Raw genomic sequence first — 20,398 nt, 5'->3', positions numbered from 1 at the left:
TTGAGACAGGTATCATGCCAAAGATCAAGACGAACCGCGGGGCTGCAAAGCGTTTTAAAAAAACCGCCTCCGGTTTCAAGCGTAAGCAGGCATTCAAAAACCACATCTTGACGAAGAAAAGCGCCAAGACGATTCGCCATCTGCGTCCCAAGACCGCCGTCCACGAAAGTGATGTGGCGCTGGTCAAACGCATGATGCCCTACAGCTGAATCAGCGGTTTTTTGGAGGTCTGAACAATGGCTCGAGTTAAGCGTGGTGTGCAGGCGCGTCGCCGGCACAAGAAAATCCTCAAGCAAGCAAAAGGTTACTACGGAGCGCGCAGCCGCGTTTTCCGCGTAGCCGTACAGGCGGTGATCAAAGCCGGCCAGTATGCCTACCGTGACCGTAAAGTGCGCAAGCGTCAGTTCCGTCGTCTGTGGATCGTGCGCATCAACGCCGCGGCCCGCAACAACGGCCTGTCCTACAGCCGCATGATCGATGGCCTGAAAAAGGCGTCGGTGGAAATTGATCGTAAAGTGCTGGCGGACCTGGCGGTTCGCGATCAGGTGGCGTTTGGTGCTTTGGCCGAAAAAGCCAAAGCGAGTCTCGCCGCCTGAGCTGACTGTCGGTTAGCCTACACGACAGTACTCCGAAAAAGGGGAAGAGCTCGCGCTCTTCCCCTTTTTTGTTTGGGAAGCCCCGAAAGGGGCCGATCGGGGCTTCCGGCGTATTTCCCCGCTGGGGAAAGAGACGAAGAGAACAAGAGCGGGTGAGTCTTATGATGGAGAACCTGGAAAGCCTGGTGTCGGCGGCGTTGGTTGAGGTGGCTGGGGCTGGCGATGCGCGTGCGCTGGACGATGTGCGGGTGCGCTACCTGGGTAAGAAGGGCGAGATCAGTGCGCTGTTGAAGAGCCTGGGTGGGCTGAGCGCGGACGAGCGCCCGCAAGCCGGTGCGTTGATCAACGAGGCCAAGCAGCGGGTGCAGACGGCTTTGGAAGCGCGCCGCGATGCGTTGCAGGAAGCCGCGCTGGGCGAGAAGCTGGCGGCGGAGTCGCTGGATGTGACCTTGCCCGGTCGGGGCGAGCACCCTGGTGCTTTGCATCCGGTGACGCGGATGCGCCGCCGCATGGAGGATTTCTTCCTGCGGCTGGGTTTCGATATCGCCGAAGGTCCGGAAGTCGAAGACGATTTTCATAACTTCGAAGCGCTCAATATTCCCGCCCATCACCCGGCGCGGGCGATGCACGATACCTTCTACTTTGGTGATGGCCGGCTGCTGCGCACGCACACCTCGCCGGTGCAGATCCGGGTGATGGAAAACGGCAAGCCGCCGTTTCGTATCATCGCGCCGGGCCGTGTTTACCGTTGTGATTCGGACATCACTCACACGCCCATGTTTCACCAGCTCGAAGGCCTGCTGGTGGACGAGAACATTACCTTCGCCGACCTCAAGGGCACGGTGGCGGAATTTCTCAAGTATGTGTTTGAAGTGGACGACCTGCCGGTGCGTTTCCGGCCCAGCTACTTCCCGTTCACCGAGCCCAGCGCCGAGGTGGATGTGGGCTGCGTGAGCTGTGGCGGCCAGGGTTGCCGGGTGTGCTCGCAAAGCGGCTGGCTGGAGATCATGGGCTGCGGCATGGTGCACCCCAAGGTGCTTGAGCACGGCGGCGTGGATTCCACCCGCTACAGCGGTTTTGCGTTCGGCATGGGCGTTGAGCGGTTGACCATGTTGCGCTACGGCGTCAACGACCTGCGCCTGTTCTTCGAGAACGACGCCCGCTTTCTGGCGCAGTTCGCCTGACGCCGGCGCATCGCGCACGTACCACGACAACAAGCAAGAGACGGACCCCGAGGATCACCAAGAATGCGTTTCAACGAAGCCTGGTTGCGGCAGTGGGCCAACCCCGAAATCGACACCGACACCCTGGTTCGGCAGATCACCATGGCCGGCCTGGAAGTGGATGCCGTGGAGCCGGCGGTGCCGCCGTTCAGCGGCGTGGTGGTGGCGCGCATCAACAGCTGCCGGCCGCATCCGGACGCGGACAAACTGCGCCTGTGCGAAGTCGACGACGGCAGCCAGGTGTACCCGGTGGTGTGCGGCGCGCCGAACGCCCGCGAGGGGCTGGTGGTGCCGCTGGCGAAAGTGGGCGCGCAATTGCCCGGTGATCTCAAGATCAAGAAAGCGAAACTGCGCGGCGAGCCCTCGGAAGGCATGCTGTGCGGCGCCTCGGAATTGGGTCTGGAAGACGTCATCGACGGCCTTCTGGAATTGCCCGAGGATGCCCCGCTGGGCGCGGATATCCGTGAATATTTGCAACTGAACGACACCATCATCGAGGTGGATCTGACCCCCAACCGCGCCGATTGCCTGAGCGTGCGTGGTGTTGCCCGGGAAGTGGGCGTGCTCAACCGCGTCGCCCTCAACGAGCCGGAAATCGCGCCGGTGGCGGCGGTGATCGACGACACCTTTCCGATCACCGTGGAAGACACCGCCGGCTGTCCCCGTTATCTGGGCCGGGTGATTCGCGACGTGGACGTGACCGCCGCCACCCCGATGTGGATGGTGGAGCGCCTGCGCCGCGCCGGGCTGCGCAGCATCGATCCGATCGTGGATGTGACCAATTACGTGCTGCTGGAATTGGGCCAGCCGTTGCACGCCTTTGACCTGGAGCGCCTCGCCGGTGCCGTGATCGTGCGCCAGGCGAACAGCGGCGAGACCCTGCTCAGCCTGGACGATCAGACCCTGGCGTTGGGTGACGACACTCTGGTGATCGCCGATCACAATGGCCCGGTGGCCCTGGCGGGCATCATGGGTGGGCGCCCCTCGGCGGTCGGCGCGCAGACCCGCCATCTGTTTCTGGAATGCGCCTTTTTCAGCCCGCTGGCGGTGGTGGGCCGCGCCCGCGCCCACGGCTTGCACACCGACGCGTCCCATCGCTTCGAGCGCGGCGTGGACCCGGCGTTGCAATGGCAGGCGATGGAACGGGCCACCGCGCTGATCCTGGAGATCGCCGGTGGGCGCCCCGGGCCGGTCACCGAGCAACTCGACCCAGCGAGCCTGCCGCAGCCGGCGGTGATCGAGCTGAGCGCGCAGCGTGTCACCCAGCTGTTGGGCGCGCCCCTGGACAACGACACCATTGAAGACATCCTTGGCCGCCTGGGTATGACGTTGAAAACCCATGCCCCTGGCCAGTGGTCGGTGACCGCGCCGAGCTGGCGTTTTGACATGGCGATTCAGGAAGACCTGATCGAAGAGCTGGCGCGCGTGTACGGCTACGACCGCATTCCCAGCCGGGTGCCCGCCGGCAGCCCGGCGGACAACGCCCAGCCCGAGGCGACCGTGCCGCTGCGGCGGGTCGGCGACGCGCTGCGTGATCTCGGTTATCTGGAGGCGATCACCTACAGTTTCGTCGCCCCTGAATTGCTCGCCAAAGTGGACCCGCTGCATCAACCGCTGGCCCTGCTCAATCCGATTTCCGCCGACCTCGGCGTGATGCGCACCACCCTGATGGCCGGTCTGTTGAACGCGGCGGAGCGCAATCTTAACCGGCAGAGCGATCGGCTGCGCCTGTTTGAAACCGGCCTGCGGTTCGTGCCCGAGCGCGACGGCCTCAGGCAGGAACCGATGGTGGCCGGTCTTCTCTACGGCAGTGCCTTGCCGGCGCACTGGGAGCAGGGCCGACAGCGCCGTGGCACCGATTTCTACGACCTGAAAGGAAACGTGGAAGCGCTGCTGACGTTGTCCGACCCGGCGGCGTTTTCGTTTCACCCGGGCAGCCACCCGGCATTGCACCCGGGCCAATGCGCCGAACTGCGCCGTGGCGAACAAGTGGTGGGTCACCTCGGCCGGCTGCACCCGCGCCTGGCCGCGCAGCTCGACCTGCCCGCTGAGATCTTCCTGTTCGAACTGGCGCTGGCGCCGCTGCGCGAGGGTCGCCTGCCGCGCTTTGAGACGGTCTCCGATCAACCACGGGTGCGTCGCGATCTGGCGTTCGTGGTCGACACCGATGTCGCCGTTGGCGATCTGATCGCGGCGGTGCATGGCGTCTGTGACGAACGGTTGCGCCAGGTCGAGGTGTTTGACCTGTATCAGGGCGAGCACATTGAAGCCGGGCGCAAAAGCCTGGGGCTGACCTTGACCTTCCAGGATCCTTCGCGCACTCTTAGGGACGCCCAGGTCAATGACCTGGTGGACACCGTAGTATCTCAGTTAAAACAACAGTTTAACGCTACCCTCAGGGATTGATTCGGGGGCGTAGTCGAGGCATTTCGATGGGCGCGCTGACCAAAGCAGACATGGCGGACCGGCTGTTTGAAGAGCTGGGCCTCAACAAGCGGGAAGCCAAGGAACTGGTGGAAATGTTCTTTGAACAGATCCGTGACTCGCTGGAAAACAATCGGCCGGTGAAGCTTTCCGGTTTTGGTAATTTCGACCTCCGAGACAAGAGCGAGCGCCCCGGTCGTAACCCGAAAACCGGGGAAGAAATACCGATCTCCGCGCGTCGCGTGGTGACCTTCCGCCCCGGGCAAAAACTCAAACAAAGGGTGGAAGACTATGCTCGAACCCAGTCATAACGACGAACTTCCGCCGATCCCGGGCAAGCGCTATTTCACCATTGGTGAAGTCAGCGAGCTGTGCGACGTCAAACCCCATGTGCTGCGTTACTGGGAGCAGGAGTTCCCGCAACTCAAGCCGGTCAAGCGCCGCGGCAACCGCCGTTACTATCAGCGCCAGGACGTGCTCACCATCCGTCAGATTCGCGGCCTGCTCTATGAGCAGGGGTTCACCATTGGCGGCGCCCGCCAGCAGCTTTCCGGCGACGCCAACGCCGAGCAATCCACCCGCTATCATCAGATGGTGCGGCAGATGATTGTCGAGCTGGAAGAAGTGCTCACGGTTCTGCGCGCCTGACCGGCGCAGCCTTTGCTCATACGCTGAGCGATCAATATTCAGGGTTTCAGGCGCTTTCGCGGTGTCCACACATCGGGCAACGACGTTGGCCGTTGTGGCGAGGTTTCAAATCACCTCCGCAATCCGGGCAATCACCCGGCGGGTCGCGCCGAGACCAGCTCAGGAATCGCCACATATTAATGGTCAGCCAGACACAACCCAGGGCGTAGCCGGCCAGCATCGCCAGGACGCCGTTGGAGAGCAGCGTCGCGCCGAACTGCTCGGCACCGCCGGCTTTCAAATGATCGCTGATAGGCTTGATGACGAACGAGATCGCGATCGACGCTAGCAGGATCACGGTGGGCACGGTGAACAACCGAAGAGCGACTTGGCGGTGGCGTTGCATAACGAAGACCTCTGTTAGCCGTTTTAGTCGATGTCGACGATCTGCCAAAAACGAAAAAGGGCCAGTGCTTCTCAGCGACTGACCCTCTCACGTCAATTTGGTCGGGACGGAAGGATTCGAACCTTCGACCCCTTGCACCCCATGCAAGTGCGCTACCAGGCTGCGCTACGCCCCGAATTGTCCGCTTGTGTCGCCAACCCGTACAGGCCGTTAGCGGCAAAGCGGCGGCAATCATAGCGGATTAGCGCGGGTGATGGAACCCGGAAAGCAGCGCTGTTCACGCGGTCGTCGTCGGGCTTGTTTTTTAGCCTGCATCCCAGCCATGCTTTCTCCTTTGTTTGTATCGAAGGGAAGCGGGTCAGGAGACGCATGGCGAAGCGATACGCAAAGAAACATCTACTCTGGTTTATTCCTGCTGTTGTGCTGCTGCTGATCGCCGCCGCGCTCGTTGGTGTGCGTCTGCTGGGTTGGCATTGGCAGGGCCCGGGTTGGCGTCAGGGTCCGGTGTTGGCCTCGCTGTGGCAGGAGCGCGACGGCTGCCGGCCGGTGCAGGCCCACGGCGTTCGGGTGAAAAGTGCCTGGCCGCTGGTGGTGGAGGTGGACACCCTGGGCATCGGCGATTGCCCGGTGCCGGACAGCGAGGAGCCGTTCGAGGGGCTGCCCTGGCTGCCGCCGTTTGAAGCGACGGTGTGGGCCTTACAGCTTTATTCCTACCCACCGGTGACGGTGCGTGCGCGCCAGCGCGAGGGGCAGTGGCATGCCAGTGCCGAATTCCGCGACTCCCATGCGCAGGCGGACTACAACGCCAATAATGGTATCTGGCAATTGAATGGCGAGATCCAGGGCGGCCACCTCAATACCGCGCTGACCGGCACACTGACAGTGCACAGCGATGGTGTCTGGAACCCGGGCCAGGATAACCACGGCAAGGTGGCTCTGCGGGGAGTGGGGCTCGGCGCTGTTGACGGCGGCCCGCGTGGAAATCTGTCCGCCGATGGCGAATGGCGGGGCGCGCGCTGGCGGTTGCGAGCGGCGGTGGATGAGCCGGTGGCGCTGTCGCAGGGCTGGGTTTTACAACCGAGCAAGGACATTCATGCGCGTGGCGAGGCAGGCCTGGTCGAGCAGGCGCAGGCGCGCATCAATGCCACCGGCCCCCAGGGGAGCGCCGAATTGACACTGACCAGCAACGCCGCGCGCTTGGGTAACGGGCAGGGCGCGTTGCGGCTCAGCGAGGGATTGAACGGCCAAGTGAAGTTCGGCTGGTCGGAGAGCCGTTTGACGGTGGCACCGTTTGATCTGAGCTTGCCGGAGACGGTGCGCGTGCGCTTGCGTGAACCGGTGACGGTGCCGTTGGCCAGCGAAGGCGACACGCAAGTGCCGCTGACACTGAGCTATCAGCAGATCACGCTGGCCAGCACCGAGAGCCGGGTGCACTGGCGGCCCAACGATGTGCAGTGGCGGGGCGCGTTGACCGTGCAGGGCCACTGGCAGGGCTATCGGGTCAGCGGCGGTTGGCGCGGGGACATCAGCCCGGTGGGCGTGAATGGCGAGCCCGTGACGCTGCGCCTGCGCGATGCCGATCTGGACATTAACGCGCGCGTGCCGGTGGACACCCTGCGGGCACCGGACTGGCCGTTAACCGCGCACCTTAATGGGCATTATCGGCAATGGCCGTTCAGCGCCACCGCCAGCGCCGCGCGCCTGGGCGACGGCTGGGGCGGCGCACTGCGTGGCAACGGCGGTACGCCGCCAGCGTTCAGCCAGGGCGGCAAAAGCACTTTTAATGCTGATTGGCGCTGGCAACAACGTTTAAGCCTGCTGGCCGGTGCCCGGCTCAGCATCGCCGAGGCGGTGCAGGCCAACCGGTTGTTGCGCCCGCTGACCCTCACCGCCCGCTCGCCGCTGACCCTCAGCGCCGATGGGGTGCGTGGCGATCTGGTTTTCGAGGCCGCCGGCCTGGTCGCCGCGCGCTGGGTGTTGCCGCCGGTGAGCGGCGGCGCGCAATTTCGCGGCGATACGTTCCTGGCGTCCCTGCGGGTGCCGGAGTGGGGGTCGACGCTGTCACTCAAGGGGCGCGGCCTGGGCGGCGGCCCCTTACAAGGAACCTTCAACGGCGATACGCCGCTGCTGCCGGCGATCAGCCGTGGCCTGGATCTCACCACGCGCTCGGGGCAGGTCGGCCTGGGTGGCGACTGGCGCTGGAACAAGACGTTGAGCGCCAGCGCCCGCCTGCGCGTGAGCGACGCGAGGCTGGAGTTTGGCGGCATCCCGGCCGACCACCTTGATGCGGATCTGGATCTGACCTGGGACGGTGAAAAGGCCCGGGTGCGCAGCCGGCAGCCGATTACCCTGGGCAGTGTCGATGTGGGCACACCGATCACCGCGATTCAAATGGGGTTGGACACCGACCTGGAAACCTGGCGTTTCGATCACATCGGTGCGCAACTGTTGGGCGGTGAGCTGCGCGCGCCGCGCTTGGTATGGCCGTCTCCGGATTGGCAGCCAGTGGTGCTGACCGGCATTGATCTGGCGAAATTGGCGGCGTTGCAAAGCGAGCAGGCGGTGACGCTGGCCGGACGGGTCGGCGGTTACCTGCCGTTGCGCTTGGGCCGGCGGTCGCTGGCGGTAAGGGAAGGCCGGCTGGCCAACGAGAGCGAGCTGAATCTGGCGATTCTCGATTCAAGTGGCGTACAGGCAATGGCGGCGTCCAATCAGGCGGTGGCGCTGGCGTTGGATTCGCTCAATCCTCTGCGCATCGACACCTTCCAGGCGAAGCTGAACATGAGCGACGATGGCTGGTTGGACGCCGCGGTGACCATCAAGGGCATCAACCCGCAACAAAACCGCCTGCCGGTGGTGTTTAATTACACCCACAAGGAAAATGTGCTGGAGCTGCTGCGCAGTCTGCGCATTGGTGACACCATTACCGATCAGGTGATGGCCCGCTGATCGGCCCTCACTGACCTGCAACCTGGCAATCTGGAGAGACAGGTATGAGAACAGCGTGGCTGATGCTGCTGGTGCCGCTGGCGGCGTGTACGCCAACGGTGGCGTTGCAAGCCCCCAAAGACCCGATCACCATCAATCTGAATGTGAAGATCGATCATGAAATCCGCCTCAAGGTGGAAAAGGACATCGATCAGTTATTCACGGAAGACAGCGAACTGTTCTAAGGGCACGAGGAGCCGGTGTATGAAAATCATCCGTTGCACGTTTATTGCCCTGGCCCTGCTTTTGAGTGGCCAGGTTTTCGCCCTGGATCTGGACAGCGCCAAGGGCCAGGGGCTGGTCGGTGAACAGCCGGACGGCTATCTCGGTGTAGTCAAGGCGACCCCGGAAGCGGTGGAGCTGAGCTCGGACATCAATCAAAAGCGCCGTGACGCGTACCAGAGGATCGCCAAACAAAACGGCATTACGCTGGAGCAGGTATCCACTCTGGCGGGTCAAAAGGCGATCGAAAAAACCCCGTCCGGCCAGTACGTTAAGACGCCGACCGGGCAATGGGTTAAGAAATAGACAGTGCCTTTGCGATACCCGGTTCACCCGAATTTCCGTGATCCGGGTAACCGGGTGGTAACCAAACACAGCCGAAACGTTATATCACGTAAAATCCCCGCTGTTTTTCTCAATTATTTACCTTCTTCTATCCCATTGGATTCAATAGAGCTCTACATTTGTCGTTATTCCGGAAACGACTCGTAAAAGGAGCTTGCCATGAAAAAATCCTTAATGACGGCTGCGTTGTGTACGCCGCTGCTCGCCGCCTCGCATGCGTTCGCGGAAAATGTTCCCGACACCTACTGGTACATCGGCGCCAACGCCAACCAGTATTTTTTCTATGACAATGAAGTGACCGGCGACGTGGATGGTATCGATGACCAGCCCTTCTACGGTGGCCAGATCGGCTGGCGTTTCAGCCCGCACTGGTCGGTTCAGGCCTGGTATGACGAAGCCGATGGGGATCTGGAGAGCAAATACGATTCTGGAGAGCGCTGGGACGCCAAGAATATTTTCGCCAGCCTGCGTTATCACATGGACGGCGTGAACTTCCTGGGCTTCGAACCCTACGCTGGTGTCAATCTTGGTGACTTCGAACTGGAAAACTTGACCAACAGTTCCACGGGGGCCGAGGGCGACAAACGGCATAGTTTCATGACCGGTGTGGAAGTGGGTATTCAACGGGCTTTCTTTAATCGCGTGCTGCTGGATCTGGGTACCCGCCAGGCCTTTGCCGCCGACAGGGACTACTGGAACGGCCAGGTGTACGCCGGCCTGAACGTGATGTTCGCGGTCGCCAATGAAGACGACGTCACCGAGACCCGTACCGCCGCGCCGGCGGAAGTGGTCACCGCCGACAGCGATGGCGACGGCGTGCCGGACGATCGCGATGCCTGCCCGGGCACCCCGGCCGGTGCCGTGGTGGATGAACGTGGCTGCCAGATCTACGAAAACAGCAACGAGCAAACCATCAACACCATCTACTTCCAGTTCGACAAAGCGGACATCCAGGGCCAGTTCAACGACGAGGTCCGCGATGCCGCTGATCGCCTGAACAACGGCGAAGACGGTGAGATCCGCATTGAAGGTCACACCGACAGCGTCGGCACCGACCAGTACAACCAGGGGCTGTCCGAGCGGCGCGCCCAGTCCGTCAAGGACGCGCTGATCGAGAACTACAAAGTGGACAGCAGCAAGGTCACCACCCAAGGTTACGGTGAAGGCAAACCGGTTGCCCCCAACGATACCGCTGAAGGTCGCTCCAAGAACCGTCGCGCGGAAATCATCGTGGACACCGAGCAGAAAGAAGCGAAGTTCAAGGACGAGTGATCGTTGGCGAACAACGCTGAATAAGAAAGCGGCCTCCGGGCCGCTTTTTTTGTTTCGTTGAGGATTAACGGGAAGCTTTTTTTGCTCGACGTTGAGCCGCTCGATTGAGGACGCGGGGCAAGGGCGGTGCCTTCCGGGACCGCTCAAGCCATCCATGGCCGCTGTTTGTTTGGCCATCCCTGGCCAAACAGCTCCCTCCAGGCCCCGCCCTTGCCCCGCTCACTGAGCAGCGTCACCGCCACGGGTCCATAGTGCCGCCAGGACCGCGCCGGCGCGGTTTGGTGTCGACAACGACGCATGAGAGGTTCGCGACCCCGCGATGGGCTTGCGGCTGTAACGCCGAAGGCGGCCCGAAGGGTGGGTGGCAACGCCACGAATCAAGTATGGAATCTCCCCACACGGGAATTGAACCTGCTGCTTCCGCCTCGCTACAGCGCCGCTGTGGGAGCGATCCCTGATCGCGAACCGGCGCAGCCGGGCGGCGTTGCGGCTCCCGCCAGGCCTGCTTATCCGCAAGCTGGAGACCCCCTCCGTACAGGCGTGTTGCGCGTAGCGCAAAGCGTGCTGCGTGCCTGCGTGCGGCTTATCGCTTCATGCCAGCTTCTCCGCCAGGCCGGAGGCGCGCCAGGTGCGTTGGCGCACCGCCTGGGCGAGTACGCTGGGCCCACCATACTGGATCAGTGTGAAGGCGCTGCGCGCGCGGGTGACGGCGGTGTAGATCAGCTCCCGGGTGAGCAGCGGGTGGGGCCGCTCGGGCAGCACCAGAAGGGTGTGGTCGAACTCCGACCCCTGGGCTTTGTGCACGGTCATGGCGTACACCGTTTCGGCGCTGTCCAGGCGGCTGGGCAGCACCCAGCGCACGCGGCCATCGGGCAGCTGGAAGGCGACGCGCAGGCCGAGCGGGTGGGGCAGCGTGAGGCCCACATCGCCGTTCATCAAGCCGAGTTGGTAGTCGTTGCGGGTCATCATCACTGGTCGGCCCGGATACCATTCGTGGTCGCCGGCCAGACCCTGGCGGCGCAGATGCTCGGTGACCTGTTGGTTAAGCCGCTCGACGCCATAGGGGCCGCCGCGCAGCCCGCTGAGCAACTGCTGGCCGGTGAGTTGCTTGAGGCGCGCCGCCGCCCAGGTGTCCCGCTGGTCGCCGTCCGGCGGCGACAGCACTTCGGTGAACAGGGCGCGCAGGCCGGGCCGGGCACCGTCGCCGTCGAGCAGCCGTTCGGCGAGGCTGTCGCGGTGACCGTTGAGGCTCAGGTTGTGAAGGCCAGGCAGTGACTGCTTGAGCACCCGGGTGACTGCCGCCGGATCACCGCCATTGACCGCGCTGGCCAATTCGCCGATGCCGGGGGTGTCCTTGAAACGCCAGTTGGTGCGCAGCATGGCGGTTTGCTGGGCGAGGGCCGGGCCGTCACCGGCCCAGGCGCCGAGGTCCGCGCCGCAGGCCTGGTGCAGATAATTCAGGGTGCTGTCGTGGTAGCCGCCGCGATCCGCGTCGCGGCACAAATCGCCCATCACCGCGCCGGCTTCCACGCTGGCGAGCTGGTCCTTGTCGCCAAGCAGAATCAGCCGGGTGTTTGGGTCCAGCGCGTCGAGAAGGCTGGCCATCATGTCCATGTCGATCATGCTGGCCTCGTCCACCACCACCAGATCCGCGTGCAGGGGATTATGCCGGTGATGGCGAAAATGGCGGCTGTCCGGCCGGGTGCCAAGCAGCCGGTGCAAAGTGCTGACGGCGGAGGGGATGGCGGCGCGCACCGGTTCGGCCACCGGCAGCGCCGCCACCTGGGCGCCAATCGATTCGGTGAGCCGGGCGGCGGCCTTGCCGGTGGGCGCCGCCAGGCGGATGCGCAGCGGCCGGCCGGCATCGATGGCGATGCCTTGCAGCAGGCCGAGCAGGCGCACCACGGTGGTGGTCTTGCCGGTGCCCGGGCCACCGGTGATCAGGGTCAGCCCGGCCCGGCCGGCCAGTGCGCAGGCTACCTGTTGCCAGTCCGGGCCGTCGCCGGCCGCCTCGGGAAACAACGCGGCGAGCCGTTCGGGCAGGTCCGCCGGCATCTCCAGTGAGGGGCTCAGGCGGGCACGAATGCGCTCCGCGACGGCGCTTTCCTGACACCAGTGACGGCGCAGGTACAGGCGCCGGCCGTCGAAGATCAGGGGCGCGTCGGCCTGATCGGGCCGCGCGATCACCGCGCCCGCTTCCAGCAGTGGCGGCCAGTCGTCGGTGTGTTCCGGCAGCAGGCCGGCCAGCGCCAGCGGCCGCCCGGCGGGCCACAGTCGCTGTTGCAGATGCGGCTCCTGTAGATCCAGACACAAATGGCCGGCCGCCAGTTGAGCGCTGGTGAGCGCCGCCAGGATCAGCACCGCGGCGGGCGTTTCCGGCGCCTGCCGATGAAGAAAGTGCGCCACCGCCACGTCCAGGTCGCGCAGCAGACCCTCCTCCCGAAGTGCCGCGAGCGCGTCCCGCCACGCCGCGTTGGCGAACAGATCAGGCTGCATGGCCGGCCTCCGATTCGGGCACGAATAAACGGTCCAGCGCTTCGATCAGCGCCTGCGGCGGGCGCTCGAACACGGCGCCAGCGTCGCTTCCGGCCAGACCGCGCAGAAACACATAAACGGCGCCGCCCAGATGCTGCTCGGGCTGGTATTCGTCGCCAAGCCGGCTGCGCAACAGGCGATGCAAGGCCAGTAAATAGAGAGCGTACTGCACTTCGTAGCGCGCTTCGAGAATGGCGGCGGTCATGGTGTCCCGGGTGTAGGCGGCGTCGTCCACGCCCAGCCAGTTGGATTTGTAATCGAGCACGTAGTAGCGCCCCTGGTGTTCGAACACCAGGTCGATAAAGCCTTTGAGCATACCGTTGAGGGTGTCCGCTTCGAGCCGGGGGCGGGCCACCCCTGGCGCGATGTGTGCGCGGATCAGGCGGTCCAGTTCCGCCACCGGCACGTGCCGGGCGGGAAACAGAAATTCCATTTCGGGCACCGCGACGCCGAGTTGCTGCAGGCTCACATGGCCATCGGCGAGGGCGAAGGGGGTCGTCAAAGTCTGGCGCCACCACGCTTGAATCACTGGTTGATGCGCCTGCCAGTGTCGCGCGGCCAGGGTTTCCTCGACGCGCCGGTCGAGCTCCGCCGGGTGCGCCAGGGTGGCGGCGAAGCCGTCCCGGCCGGCCTGCTCGAGCAGATCGTGGAGCAGGGTGCCGGGCAGCGGCCCGCGGGGGAACGCATGGATGCCAATGGCGTCGCTCTGGTGGTCCGGTTGCGCGGCCGGCGGCTCGCTCTCGGCGAGTTGATCGCCGCGCGGGTCGGCCGGCGCCAGCTCTTCCTCCACCTGTTTCAGGGCACTGTAACTGGCGATCCACCAGGGCTCGGTGACGCGGCCACTGAAGCGCGCCGCGCCGCGCCAGGGGCGCGCCGGATCGACCGGGCGGTAGTGATGGTCGTTGTCCGCCGGCGGCGGGGCAACGCGAATGGCGTCGCTGGCCAGCGGCGCCAGGGCGGCGCTGAGGCCGTCGTTGGCGACGCCGTCGATGCCGAACAGCAGGCGCCCGATGGCGCTTTGCGCCAACTGATTGTGTTTGCCGCTGCCGCGCGCGTAGGGCGAGAGGCCCAGCCAGCAGGCGTGCTGGGCGCGGGTGAGCGCCACATAGAGCAGGCGCATGTCTTCGGCGAGCCGTTCCTGATCGGCGGCCAGGGCGGCGGCGGCGTCCGGTTCCAGGTCCACCTTCAGAGCGCCATCATCGTGGTAGCGCAATGGCGGTTTGTTTTGTTCGGCGGGCCGGAATCCGCAGACGAACGGCAGGAACACCAGCGGGTACTCCAACCCCTTGGACTTATGAATGGTGATCACCCGGACCCGGTCGTCGTCGCTTTCCAGCCGCAGGATGGTGTCGTCGCCGCTGTGGTTGCCCTGTTGCAGGGCGTCTTGCAGATGCCGGATCAGCGCCTGCTCGCCGTCCAGGTGGCCGGCGGCCTGTTGCAGCAATTCCGCCAGATGCAGCAGATTGGTCAGGGAGCGTTCGCCATCGAGGCTGCGGCTGAGCCGTTCGGGCACCTGGAAGTCCAGCAGCAGGCCGCGCAGCATGGGCAGCACGCCCTGGCGTTGCCATTGCGTTTTGTAGCCGTGGAAACGGTCGACCATGGCTTCCCAGAGCCGCTCGTCGCGGTTGAGCGCGTCCAGCGCCGCGTAGGGCTGGGCCAGCACCGTGCTGGCCAGGGCGCTGCGCACGCGCAGATCCGCCTCCGGGGCGGCGCAGGCGTGCAACAACAACAGCAGGTCGGCGGCTTCCGGAGTGGCGTACACGGAGTCCTGATCGGACAGATAAACGCTGCGCACGTTGCGGCTGGCCAGGGCGGTGCGAATGGCCGCCGCTTCGCCACGATCGCGCACCAGCACGGCGATGTCCCGGGAGCGCAACGGCACCAGTGAGCCGTCTTGGCGAAACCCGGCGCTGCCGGTTTCGGCGCCATTGAGCAGCCGCGCGATTTCACCGGCGGCGCGCTGCGCCTGGCGCTCGCGGTAGACACCGCTGCTCAAGGGGCGCTCGTTGTCTTCCACCCACAGGGTCAGGCCGGCGGCCGGCTGGCCGTCGATGCACAGGGTGTCGTCGCGGCCACGGGCACTGACCGGTTGGAACGGGATGCGGCCTTCCATCAGGAACACATCGCCGGACAACGACTCGCCGTGTTCAAACAGCGCGTTCACCGCCGCCACCATGGCGCTGGCGGAGCGGAAGTTGCGGTCCAGGGTGTGCTGCGTTTCGGTGGCTTCGCGCGCCGCCAGGTAGGTGTGCACGTCGGCGCCACGGAAGGCGTAAATCGCCTGCTTGGGGTCGCCGATCATGAACCAGCCGGTGTCCGGCTGGTGCTCGTAGAGCGCCGAGAAGATGCGGTACTGCACCGGGTCGGTGTCCTGGAATTCGTCGATCAGCGCCACCGGGAATTGCTCGCGGATCACCCGCGCCAGGCGCGGCCCGTTGGCCGGGTCGGCGAGGGCGTCGCGCAACCGGCTGAGCATGTCGTCAAAGCCCATGGTGGCGCTTTGCCGGCGCATCTCGGCCACCCGCCGGGCGACCCAGGCGGCCGCGTGTTTGAGCAGGTCGCTGCGCGGCAGGGCGTTGTCCTCGCGGCTTTCCAGCACTCGCTGCAGGTCTTCCAGGCAGCTCAGCGCGGGGCGGTGAGCGAGCCCTGCTTTATTCAGCCTGAGCCCGCCGGCGGAGAAATTGTGCAGTGCTTTGAGGTCGTCCCTGGCGGTGCCGGGAAACCCCTCCGCGTAGCGGGACAGGGCCTCGAACATGGCCGGCACCGAGGCCGGTTTGTAGGTCTGGCCGCTGAGCCATTTTTGCTCCAGTGCCTCCGCCACCCAGGCGCGCAGGGCGGGCAATTCCGCTTGCAGGCTGGCGCGAGCCTGGTCTTCCACGGCCTGCTGGGGGCCGGTGGCGTGTTGCCAGTGACGCACCGATTCCGGCAGCGCATCGCCGTGCTCGGCGTGGCCGAGCAACGGTCGGGCGGCGGCGAGCAGGGCGTTGGGGCTGTCCAGGCCGGCACCTTTTAATGCCGGCGCGGCGGCGGCCGGGAAGCGTGCGATCACGGTGCGCCAGTAGTCGCAGGCGGCCCGGTATTGTTCTTCACTGGCGTCTTCGTTGAGTTCCAGATTGAACAGGCTGCCGGAATCGAAGGCGTGCTGTTTGAGCATGCGGTTGCAAAAACCGTGGATGGTGTAGATGGCGGCTTCGTCCATCCACTGGGCGGCGGCGTCCAAGCGCCGCGCCGCGCCGCGCCGGTCGTCCGCGTCGGGATAATCGCTCAGCAGAGTGTTGAGAATGGCGTCGGCGCTGGGCTCGCCGGCGAACGCCCGGGCCGCTTCGGCGAGCCGGTCGCGAATTCGTTCGCGCAACTCCTCGGTGGCCGCCTCGGTGAAGGTCACCACCAGAATTTCCGGAGGCAGCAGGGCGCGGGCGAAGGCGTTGTCGCCGCCGTGGCCCAGTACCAGCCGCAAGTACAGGGCGGCCAGGGTAAAGGTCTTGCCGGTGCCGGCACTGGCCTCGATCAGGCGGGTGCCGTGCAAAGGAAAGATCAACGGCAAAGGGCGATCGTGCTCGGTCATTGGCCGTCTCCCGGGTCGTGCCATTGGCAGTGCTGGAACAGGGGCGCGTACAGCCGATGCGCCCAGACCGCCAGCGCCGGTTGCGGGTCGCCGGCCTCGCGGGCCGCCAGCAGGGTGTCGAAATCCGGCCAGGCCCGTTTCAGGGCGGCGTCCTTGTCGCCCTCGCCGACGTGGCTGAAGCCGGATTCAAACACGCCGCGCGCGTCCTGTTCCGCGCGCTCTTTTTGCTCGCCGCCCAGCCAGGCGAACGCGGTGGCGCAGGCCACTGGCAGGGGGCGGCACAGGCCTTCGCGCCAGGCGGCGGCGAGGTCCTGTAAATGCGCCAGGGCCTGATCGGCGGGCAGCGGCGGCAACTCGACGCGGCCATCCTGGGCGATCAGCTCGCTGCTCAGGGCAAGCCCGTCGGCGCAGGCCAGCAGGTGCACCACCCAGGCCGGGCAGAGCTTGTTCCAACGCTCTTTCAAGCGGCCGGTCACCAACAGCAGCCGGCGCGGTCCGCTGTCGCCGTCGCGCAGATCGGTGAGCCAGTCTTCCACGCGCAGGCCCGGCAGGTTGAGGATCACTTCGTGCTGGGGGCGGCGGTTGGGGCAACCGGCCAAGCGTTGAAAATAATCCCGCAATGGGCGACGCAGCGGCTGGGCAAGGGCTTCGCGGCTGGCGGCGGTGAACGGCGCCAGGGGCAGTTCGCCGCTGCCGGCAAGATGATCGAGGGTGTCCGCCAGTGCGCTTTCGAAGCCGGCGTCGCCGGCACGCCGGGCCTGTTCGAGAAGGCGATCCTGCAGCTGCCATTGCTCCAGGCCAGCGAGCGCGAACGGCTCGGTGTCTTCCAGGGTGCGCGCTTCCAGGTCCAGGTTGGCTTTGAGCCGTTCACGGAAAAAATGCGCCACTGGCTGTTTCAGAAAGCGTCCCAGGGCGGTGGCGGTTACCGGCTCGTCGTCGTCCGGTGGCGCCAGGGGCGAGGCCCGCGCAGGCAGGTCGACGCCCTGGTGCAGCCCTTCCCACTCCGCCGCGTAGGTGGCCGGCGGGGCGGCGGCGCCCGACTGGCCGGTTTGATAGAAATAGCGGCTGCTGAACGGTTGCAGCGGGTGCTCCACGGTGAGTGCCGGGGTCAGGTCGCCGCCGTCGTCGGCGCGCCAGCGCTGATCAATGTGGTCGCGCAGTTGCGCCACCAGCACCGAGGGCGGGCGTTCACTGTTGTCGCGGGCGCGGCGGCCACTCCAGCTGATATAGAGGCTGTCGCGGGCGCTCAGCAGCGCTTCCAGGAACAGATAGCGGTCGTCTTCGCGCCGTGAACGGTCGCCGGGGCGGTACAGGCTGATGCGCCGGCCGTCGTCGCCGAGCGGGCCCCACTGGCGCATCAGGTCGAAGTCCATGGGTTGTTGCTGGCGCGGGTAATCGCCGTCTTTCATGCCCAGCAGGCAGACATGGCGAAACGGGATGGCGCGCATCGGCATCAGCGTGCAGAAATTGATGCGCCCGGCCATGAAACGCTGCGACAGGCTTTCCGCGTTGAGGGCATCCAGCACTGGCCGGCGCGCCACGGTGAGCGGCAAGGGTTGCTCGAAATCCGCCTGCTGGCAGGCCGCCAGCCAGTCATTGAGGGCGTCGCGCAATGTCGCGTCCAGGGCCTGATCGTCGTCGCTTTCGGGGGCGAACAGGTCATCCAGCAAAGTGGCGAAGCGTTGTCGCCATTGTGACGGGCGCGCCGGTTCCCGGAAGGTACGCCAATGGTGGTCCAGGCGCTCCAGAAGGCGGGCCAGGCGGCCGGCCAGTTCAGCGCCCAGGCCGGCGACCTCGTCCAGAGGTTCGACGCCGCGCCAGGCCTGAGCGTCGCCGAGCAGATAACCGGCCAGCATGCGGCGCAACCCAAAGGCCCAGCTGTTTTGCTCAAAGCCGGGCAGATCCAGGCTGGCGCGTTGTTGCTCGTGCAGCCCCCAACGAATATTGGCCTGTTCGATCCAGCGACTCAGTTGCGGCAGAGCGCTTTCGCCGATGCCAAAGCGCTGGCGCAGGGCCGGCACGTCGAGCAGGTCGAGAATGTCGGCGGCGGTGAATCGCCACTGTGGCAAATGCAGCAGCGTCTCCACCGCGCCGGCCAGGGGCAGGGTGGCGCCAGCGCTGCGATCGCTGAGGGTATAGGGCAAGTAGCGCGGATCATTGCGTTGCAGGCGCCCGAACACGGCGTCGATGTGCGGCGCATAGGTTTCGATGTCCGGCACCATCACGATGACATCGCGGGGCCGCAAGCCGGGGTCGTCGCTGAAGCGTTGCAGCAACGCGTCTTGCAGCACCTCCATTTCCCGCTGTGGGCCATGGGCGATGGCGAAGGTCAGCGAGCGATCCGCCGGGGCGCTGGGGCGCTGGTCCGGCGGTGGCGTGGGCGCCAGTTCCAGAATGTCCTGTTGCAGGCGCTGCAACAGGGTGAACGGCGCCGATTGATCGAGAAACAGATCAATCTGATTCTGGAACGCGCCCTGGTAATGCTCGGGGTCGTCATGGCCGTAAAGCAGGCCGATAAAGTCACGGCCCTGTTTGCCCCAGGCGGCCAGCAACGGGTGCACCGGGTTGGCCGGTGGCACATTCAGCAGGTGGCGGCGGCGGCCGTCCAGTTGCGCGCGCAGCAGGTGGCGATCCTCGACGATGTCGGCCCAGTAATGCTTGCAGGGATTTTGCACCAGCAACAACACCTGACAATGGCGGCTGAGCGCGGCCAGCGCTTCCAGCGCTTGCTGGGGCAGGGCACTGATGCCGAACACCAGCAACCGACGGGGCAGCGCCGCCGGCCTGGGGCCTTGTTGCAGGCACGCCAGGAACGCTTCGTGAATGGCGGCGCGGCTGAGATGACGCTGCGTCTCGGGCAAATCGCGCAGCAGCGCGCGCCACAGATGCGCCTGCCAGGCCTGGCCGGCAGGCAGCGCGCTGGCCCGTTGGCTGTCCGGGGCACGGCGCAGTTGATCGCGCCCTGCTTGCCAATCGCTCAGCCAGTCGGCGCGGTAGACCTGATAGGCGTCGAACAGATCGGCGAGCCGTTCGGCCAGTTGATGGCGTTTGCGGCCATCGTCGTCGTCGTGCAGAAAGTGGCGCAGCGGCTCGAACGCATCCTGGTCCACCAGGGTGGGCAGCAGCCGGTAAAGGCGCCACAGCAAACGCGACTTATCGAACGGCGAGGTGCGTGGCACCTGATCTTCGCCAAGCACGCCTCGGTAGACACTCCACAGAAAGCGCGCCGGCATCTGGAAGCTGAAGGCGGCGCTGATCCCCAGCGCATCGGGCTCGGCCAGCTTGAGCTTGAGCCACTGGGCCATGCCGTTGGATTGCACCAGAACGGTTTCCTGCTCCAGTGGTGCCAGCGGTTGCTGTTTGAGCCAGCCCACCAGCAGCTCGGTGAGGGCTTCCAAGCGGTTGCTGTGCAACACCATGAAACCGTTTTGCATTGCTAGCCTTCCCCGTGCGGCGCCATCGTTTCCGGCCTGGACGGGCCGCCCGCCAAGCCTAAGCGACTCGGCGGGTGAGAAAAAGGGCTGCGCGTTAATGAGGGCGGATTGCGCGCGACCGGTGGGCGAGGGTGTTCAGGCAATGAAAGTGGGGTACATCGAGACCAGCAGCAGCACCGCCATGGCGACGTTGAAAAACGCCAGCCGCGGCCCTTGATTCAACCAACCCTGCAACGCCACGCCGAACAGATTCCAGGTGCTGATTAGCGGCACGCTGAGCAGCAGGAACAGGCCGGCCACCACGGCCACGCTGAGGGCGTAATCGCCGGGGTGGGTGTAGGTGGCGATGGCGGTGACGATCATCATCCACGCCTTCGGGTTGATCCACTGAAACAGCGCGGCCTGGCGGAACGTGAGCGGCCTGGCGCTGGCGCGGTTGCTGGCATCCGGGTGGCGCCGGCGCACCAGTTGCCAGGCCAGCCAGATCAAAAAGGCGGCGCCAGCCACGCGCAAGCCCACCGCCAGGGCGGGGAACCGCACCAGCACCTGGCCCAGCCCCACGGCCACCGCCAGCAGCATCATCTGGCACCCCACGACGATGCCCAGAATGTGCGGTAGGGAACGCCGAAAACCGGCGTTGGCGCCGGCGGCCATCAGCATCAGGTTGTTGGGCCCGGGGGTGCCGACCATGACCACGATAAAGCCGATCATCGGCAAAGTATTTTCCAGATTCATGGCGTGCCTCTTCATAGCGTGCCTCT

General features: G+C 65.3%; 15 protein-coding genes and 1 tRNA gene. 10 read left to right on the top strand and 6 right to left on the bottom strand.

The annotated features are described in order from the left end of the window. Window positions 1–14: 14 nt before the first annotated feature. The 6 genes from rpmI to CGS25_RS07920 all read left to right on the top strand — a co-directional run bounded on the left by rpmI (window position 15) and on the right by CGS25_RS07920 (window position 4,891). Window positions 15–209, top strand: coding sequence for a 50S ribosomal protein L35 (gene rpmI / locus CGS25_RS07945; RefSeq protein ID WP_089032684.1), 195 nt, complete (start codon window positions 15–17; stop codon window positions 207–209). A gap of 27 nt (window positions 210–236) precedes the next feature. Continuing rightward, the gene (gene rplT, locus CGS25_RS07940) at window positions 237–596 is read left to right on the top strand and encodes a 50S ribosomal protein L20 (protein WP_089032683.1); all 360 of its coding nucleotides are present in this window, start codon (window positions 237–239) and stop codon (window positions 594–596) included. 164 nt (window positions 597–760) lie between these two features. Beyond that, window positions 761–1,780, top strand: coding sequence for a phenylalanine--tRNA ligase subunit alpha (gene pheS, locus CGS25_RS07935; protein WP_101675162.1), 1,020 nt, complete (start codon window positions 761–763; stop codon window positions 1,778–1,780). A 63-nt stretch (window positions 1,781–1,843) separates the two neighbouring features. After that, the gene (gene pheT / locus CGS25_RS07930; RefSeq protein WP_101675150.1) at window positions 1,844–4,225 is read left to right on the top strand and encodes a phenylalanine--tRNA ligase subunit beta; all 2,382 of its coding nucleotides are present in this window, start codon (window positions 1,844–1,846) and stop codon (window positions 4,223–4,225) included. A gap of 26 nt (window positions 4,226–4,251) precedes the next feature. Next, window positions 4,252–4,554, top strand: a complete 303-nt coding sequence (gene ihfA / locus CGS25_RS07925; RefSeq protein ID WP_089032681.1) for an integration host factor subunit alpha — start codon at window positions 4,252–4,254, stop codon at window positions 4,552–4,554. Continuing rightward, on the top strand, window positions 4,535–4,891 hold the full coding sequence (locus CGS25_RS07920) for a MerR family transcriptional regulator (protein WP_101675149.1): 357 nt from the start codon (window positions 4,535–4,537) through the stop codon (window positions 4,889–4,891). Before ihfA ends, CGS25_RS07920 begins: the two co-directional genes overlap by 20 nt. A gap of 46 nt (window positions 4,892–4,937) precedes the next feature. Here CGS25_RS07920 and CGS25_RS07915 read toward each other — a convergent pair whose 3' ends face one another. Together CGS25_RS07915 and CGS25_RS07910 are read right to left on the bottom strand one after the other, a co-directional pair. Then, a complete protein-coding gene (locus tag CGS25_RS07915) occupies window positions 4,938–5,276 on the bottom strand; it encodes a hypothetical protein (protein ID WP_101675148.1) in 339 nt (112 codons plus the stop codon). Between the two features lie 98 nt (window positions 5,277–5,374). Continuing rightward, window positions 5,375–5,451, bottom strand: a tRNA-Pro gene (locus tag CGS25_RS07910). Between the two features lie 194 nt (window positions 5,452–5,645). Here CGS25_RS07910 and CGS25_RS07905 point away from each other — a divergent pair. From CGS25_RS07905 to CGS25_RS07890, 4 genes are all read left to right on the top strand, one after another. Further along, window positions 5,646–8,225 (top strand): intermembrane phospholipid transport protein YdbH family protein, encoded by a 2,580-nt coding sequence (locus tag CGS25_RS07905; protein ID WP_101675147.1) that lies wholly within the window; start codon window positions 5,646–5,648, stop codon window positions 8,223–8,225. A gap of 44 nt (window positions 8,226–8,269) precedes the next feature. Further along, window positions 8,270–8,449 (top strand): YnbE family lipoprotein, encoded by a 180-nt coding sequence (locus tag CGS25_RS07900; protein ID WP_089032677.1) that lies wholly within the window; start codon window positions 8,270–8,272, stop codon window positions 8,447–8,449. A gap of 19 nt (window positions 8,450–8,468) precedes the next feature. Continuing rightward, window positions 8,469–8,792, top strand: coding sequence for a YdbL family protein (locus tag CGS25_RS07895; RefSeq protein ID WP_089032676.1), 324 nt, complete (start codon window positions 8,469–8,471; stop codon window positions 8,790–8,792). A 198-nt stretch (window positions 8,793–8,990) separates the two neighbouring features. Then, window positions 8,991–10,103, top strand: coding sequence for an OmpA family protein (locus CGS25_RS07890; protein WP_101675146.1), 1,113 nt, complete (start codon window positions 8,991–8,993; stop codon window positions 10,101–10,103). Window positions 10,104–10,694: 591 nt separating this feature from the next. Here CGS25_RS07890 and recD read toward each other — a convergent pair. From recD to CGS25_RS07870, 4 genes are all read right to left on the bottom strand, one after another. Next, a complete protein-coding gene (gene recD, locus CGS25_RS07885) occupies window positions 10,695–12,599 on the bottom strand; it encodes an exodeoxyribonuclease V subunit alpha (RefSeq protein WP_101675145.1) in 1,905 nt (634 codons plus the stop codon). Continuing rightward, complete coding sequence (gene recB, locus CGS25_RS07880; RefSeq protein WP_101675144.1) at window positions 12,589–16,203, bottom strand: exodeoxyribonuclease V subunit beta; 3,615 nt, start codon at window positions 16,201–16,203, stop codon at window positions 12,589–12,591. Before recB ends, recD begins: the two co-directional genes overlap by 11 nt. Then, window positions 16,200–19,637 (bottom strand): exodeoxyribonuclease V subunit gamma, encoded by a 3,438-nt coding sequence (gene recC / locus CGS25_RS07875; protein ID WP_101675143.1) that lies wholly within the window; start codon window positions 19,635–19,637, stop codon window positions 16,200–16,202. Before recC ends, recB begins: the two co-directional genes overlap by 4 nt. 135 nt (window positions 19,638–19,772) lie before the next feature. Further along, window positions 19,773–20,372, bottom strand: coding sequence for a LysE family translocator (locus tag CGS25_RS07870; protein ID WP_101675142.1), 600 nt, complete (start codon window positions 20,370–20,372; stop codon window positions 19,773–19,775). Between the last annotated feature and the right edge of the window lie 26 nt (window positions 20,373–20,398).

Source organism: Alloalcanivorax mobilis, from assembly GCF_002864685.1.
Taxonomy (GTDB): Bacteria; Pseudomonadota; Gammaproteobacteria; order Pseudomonadales; family Alcanivoracaceae; genus Alloalcanivorax; species Alloalcanivorax mobilis.
The sequence above is the reverse complement of the archived record's forward strand: the minus strand, read 5'-3'. Positions and strand labels throughout refer to the sequence as shown.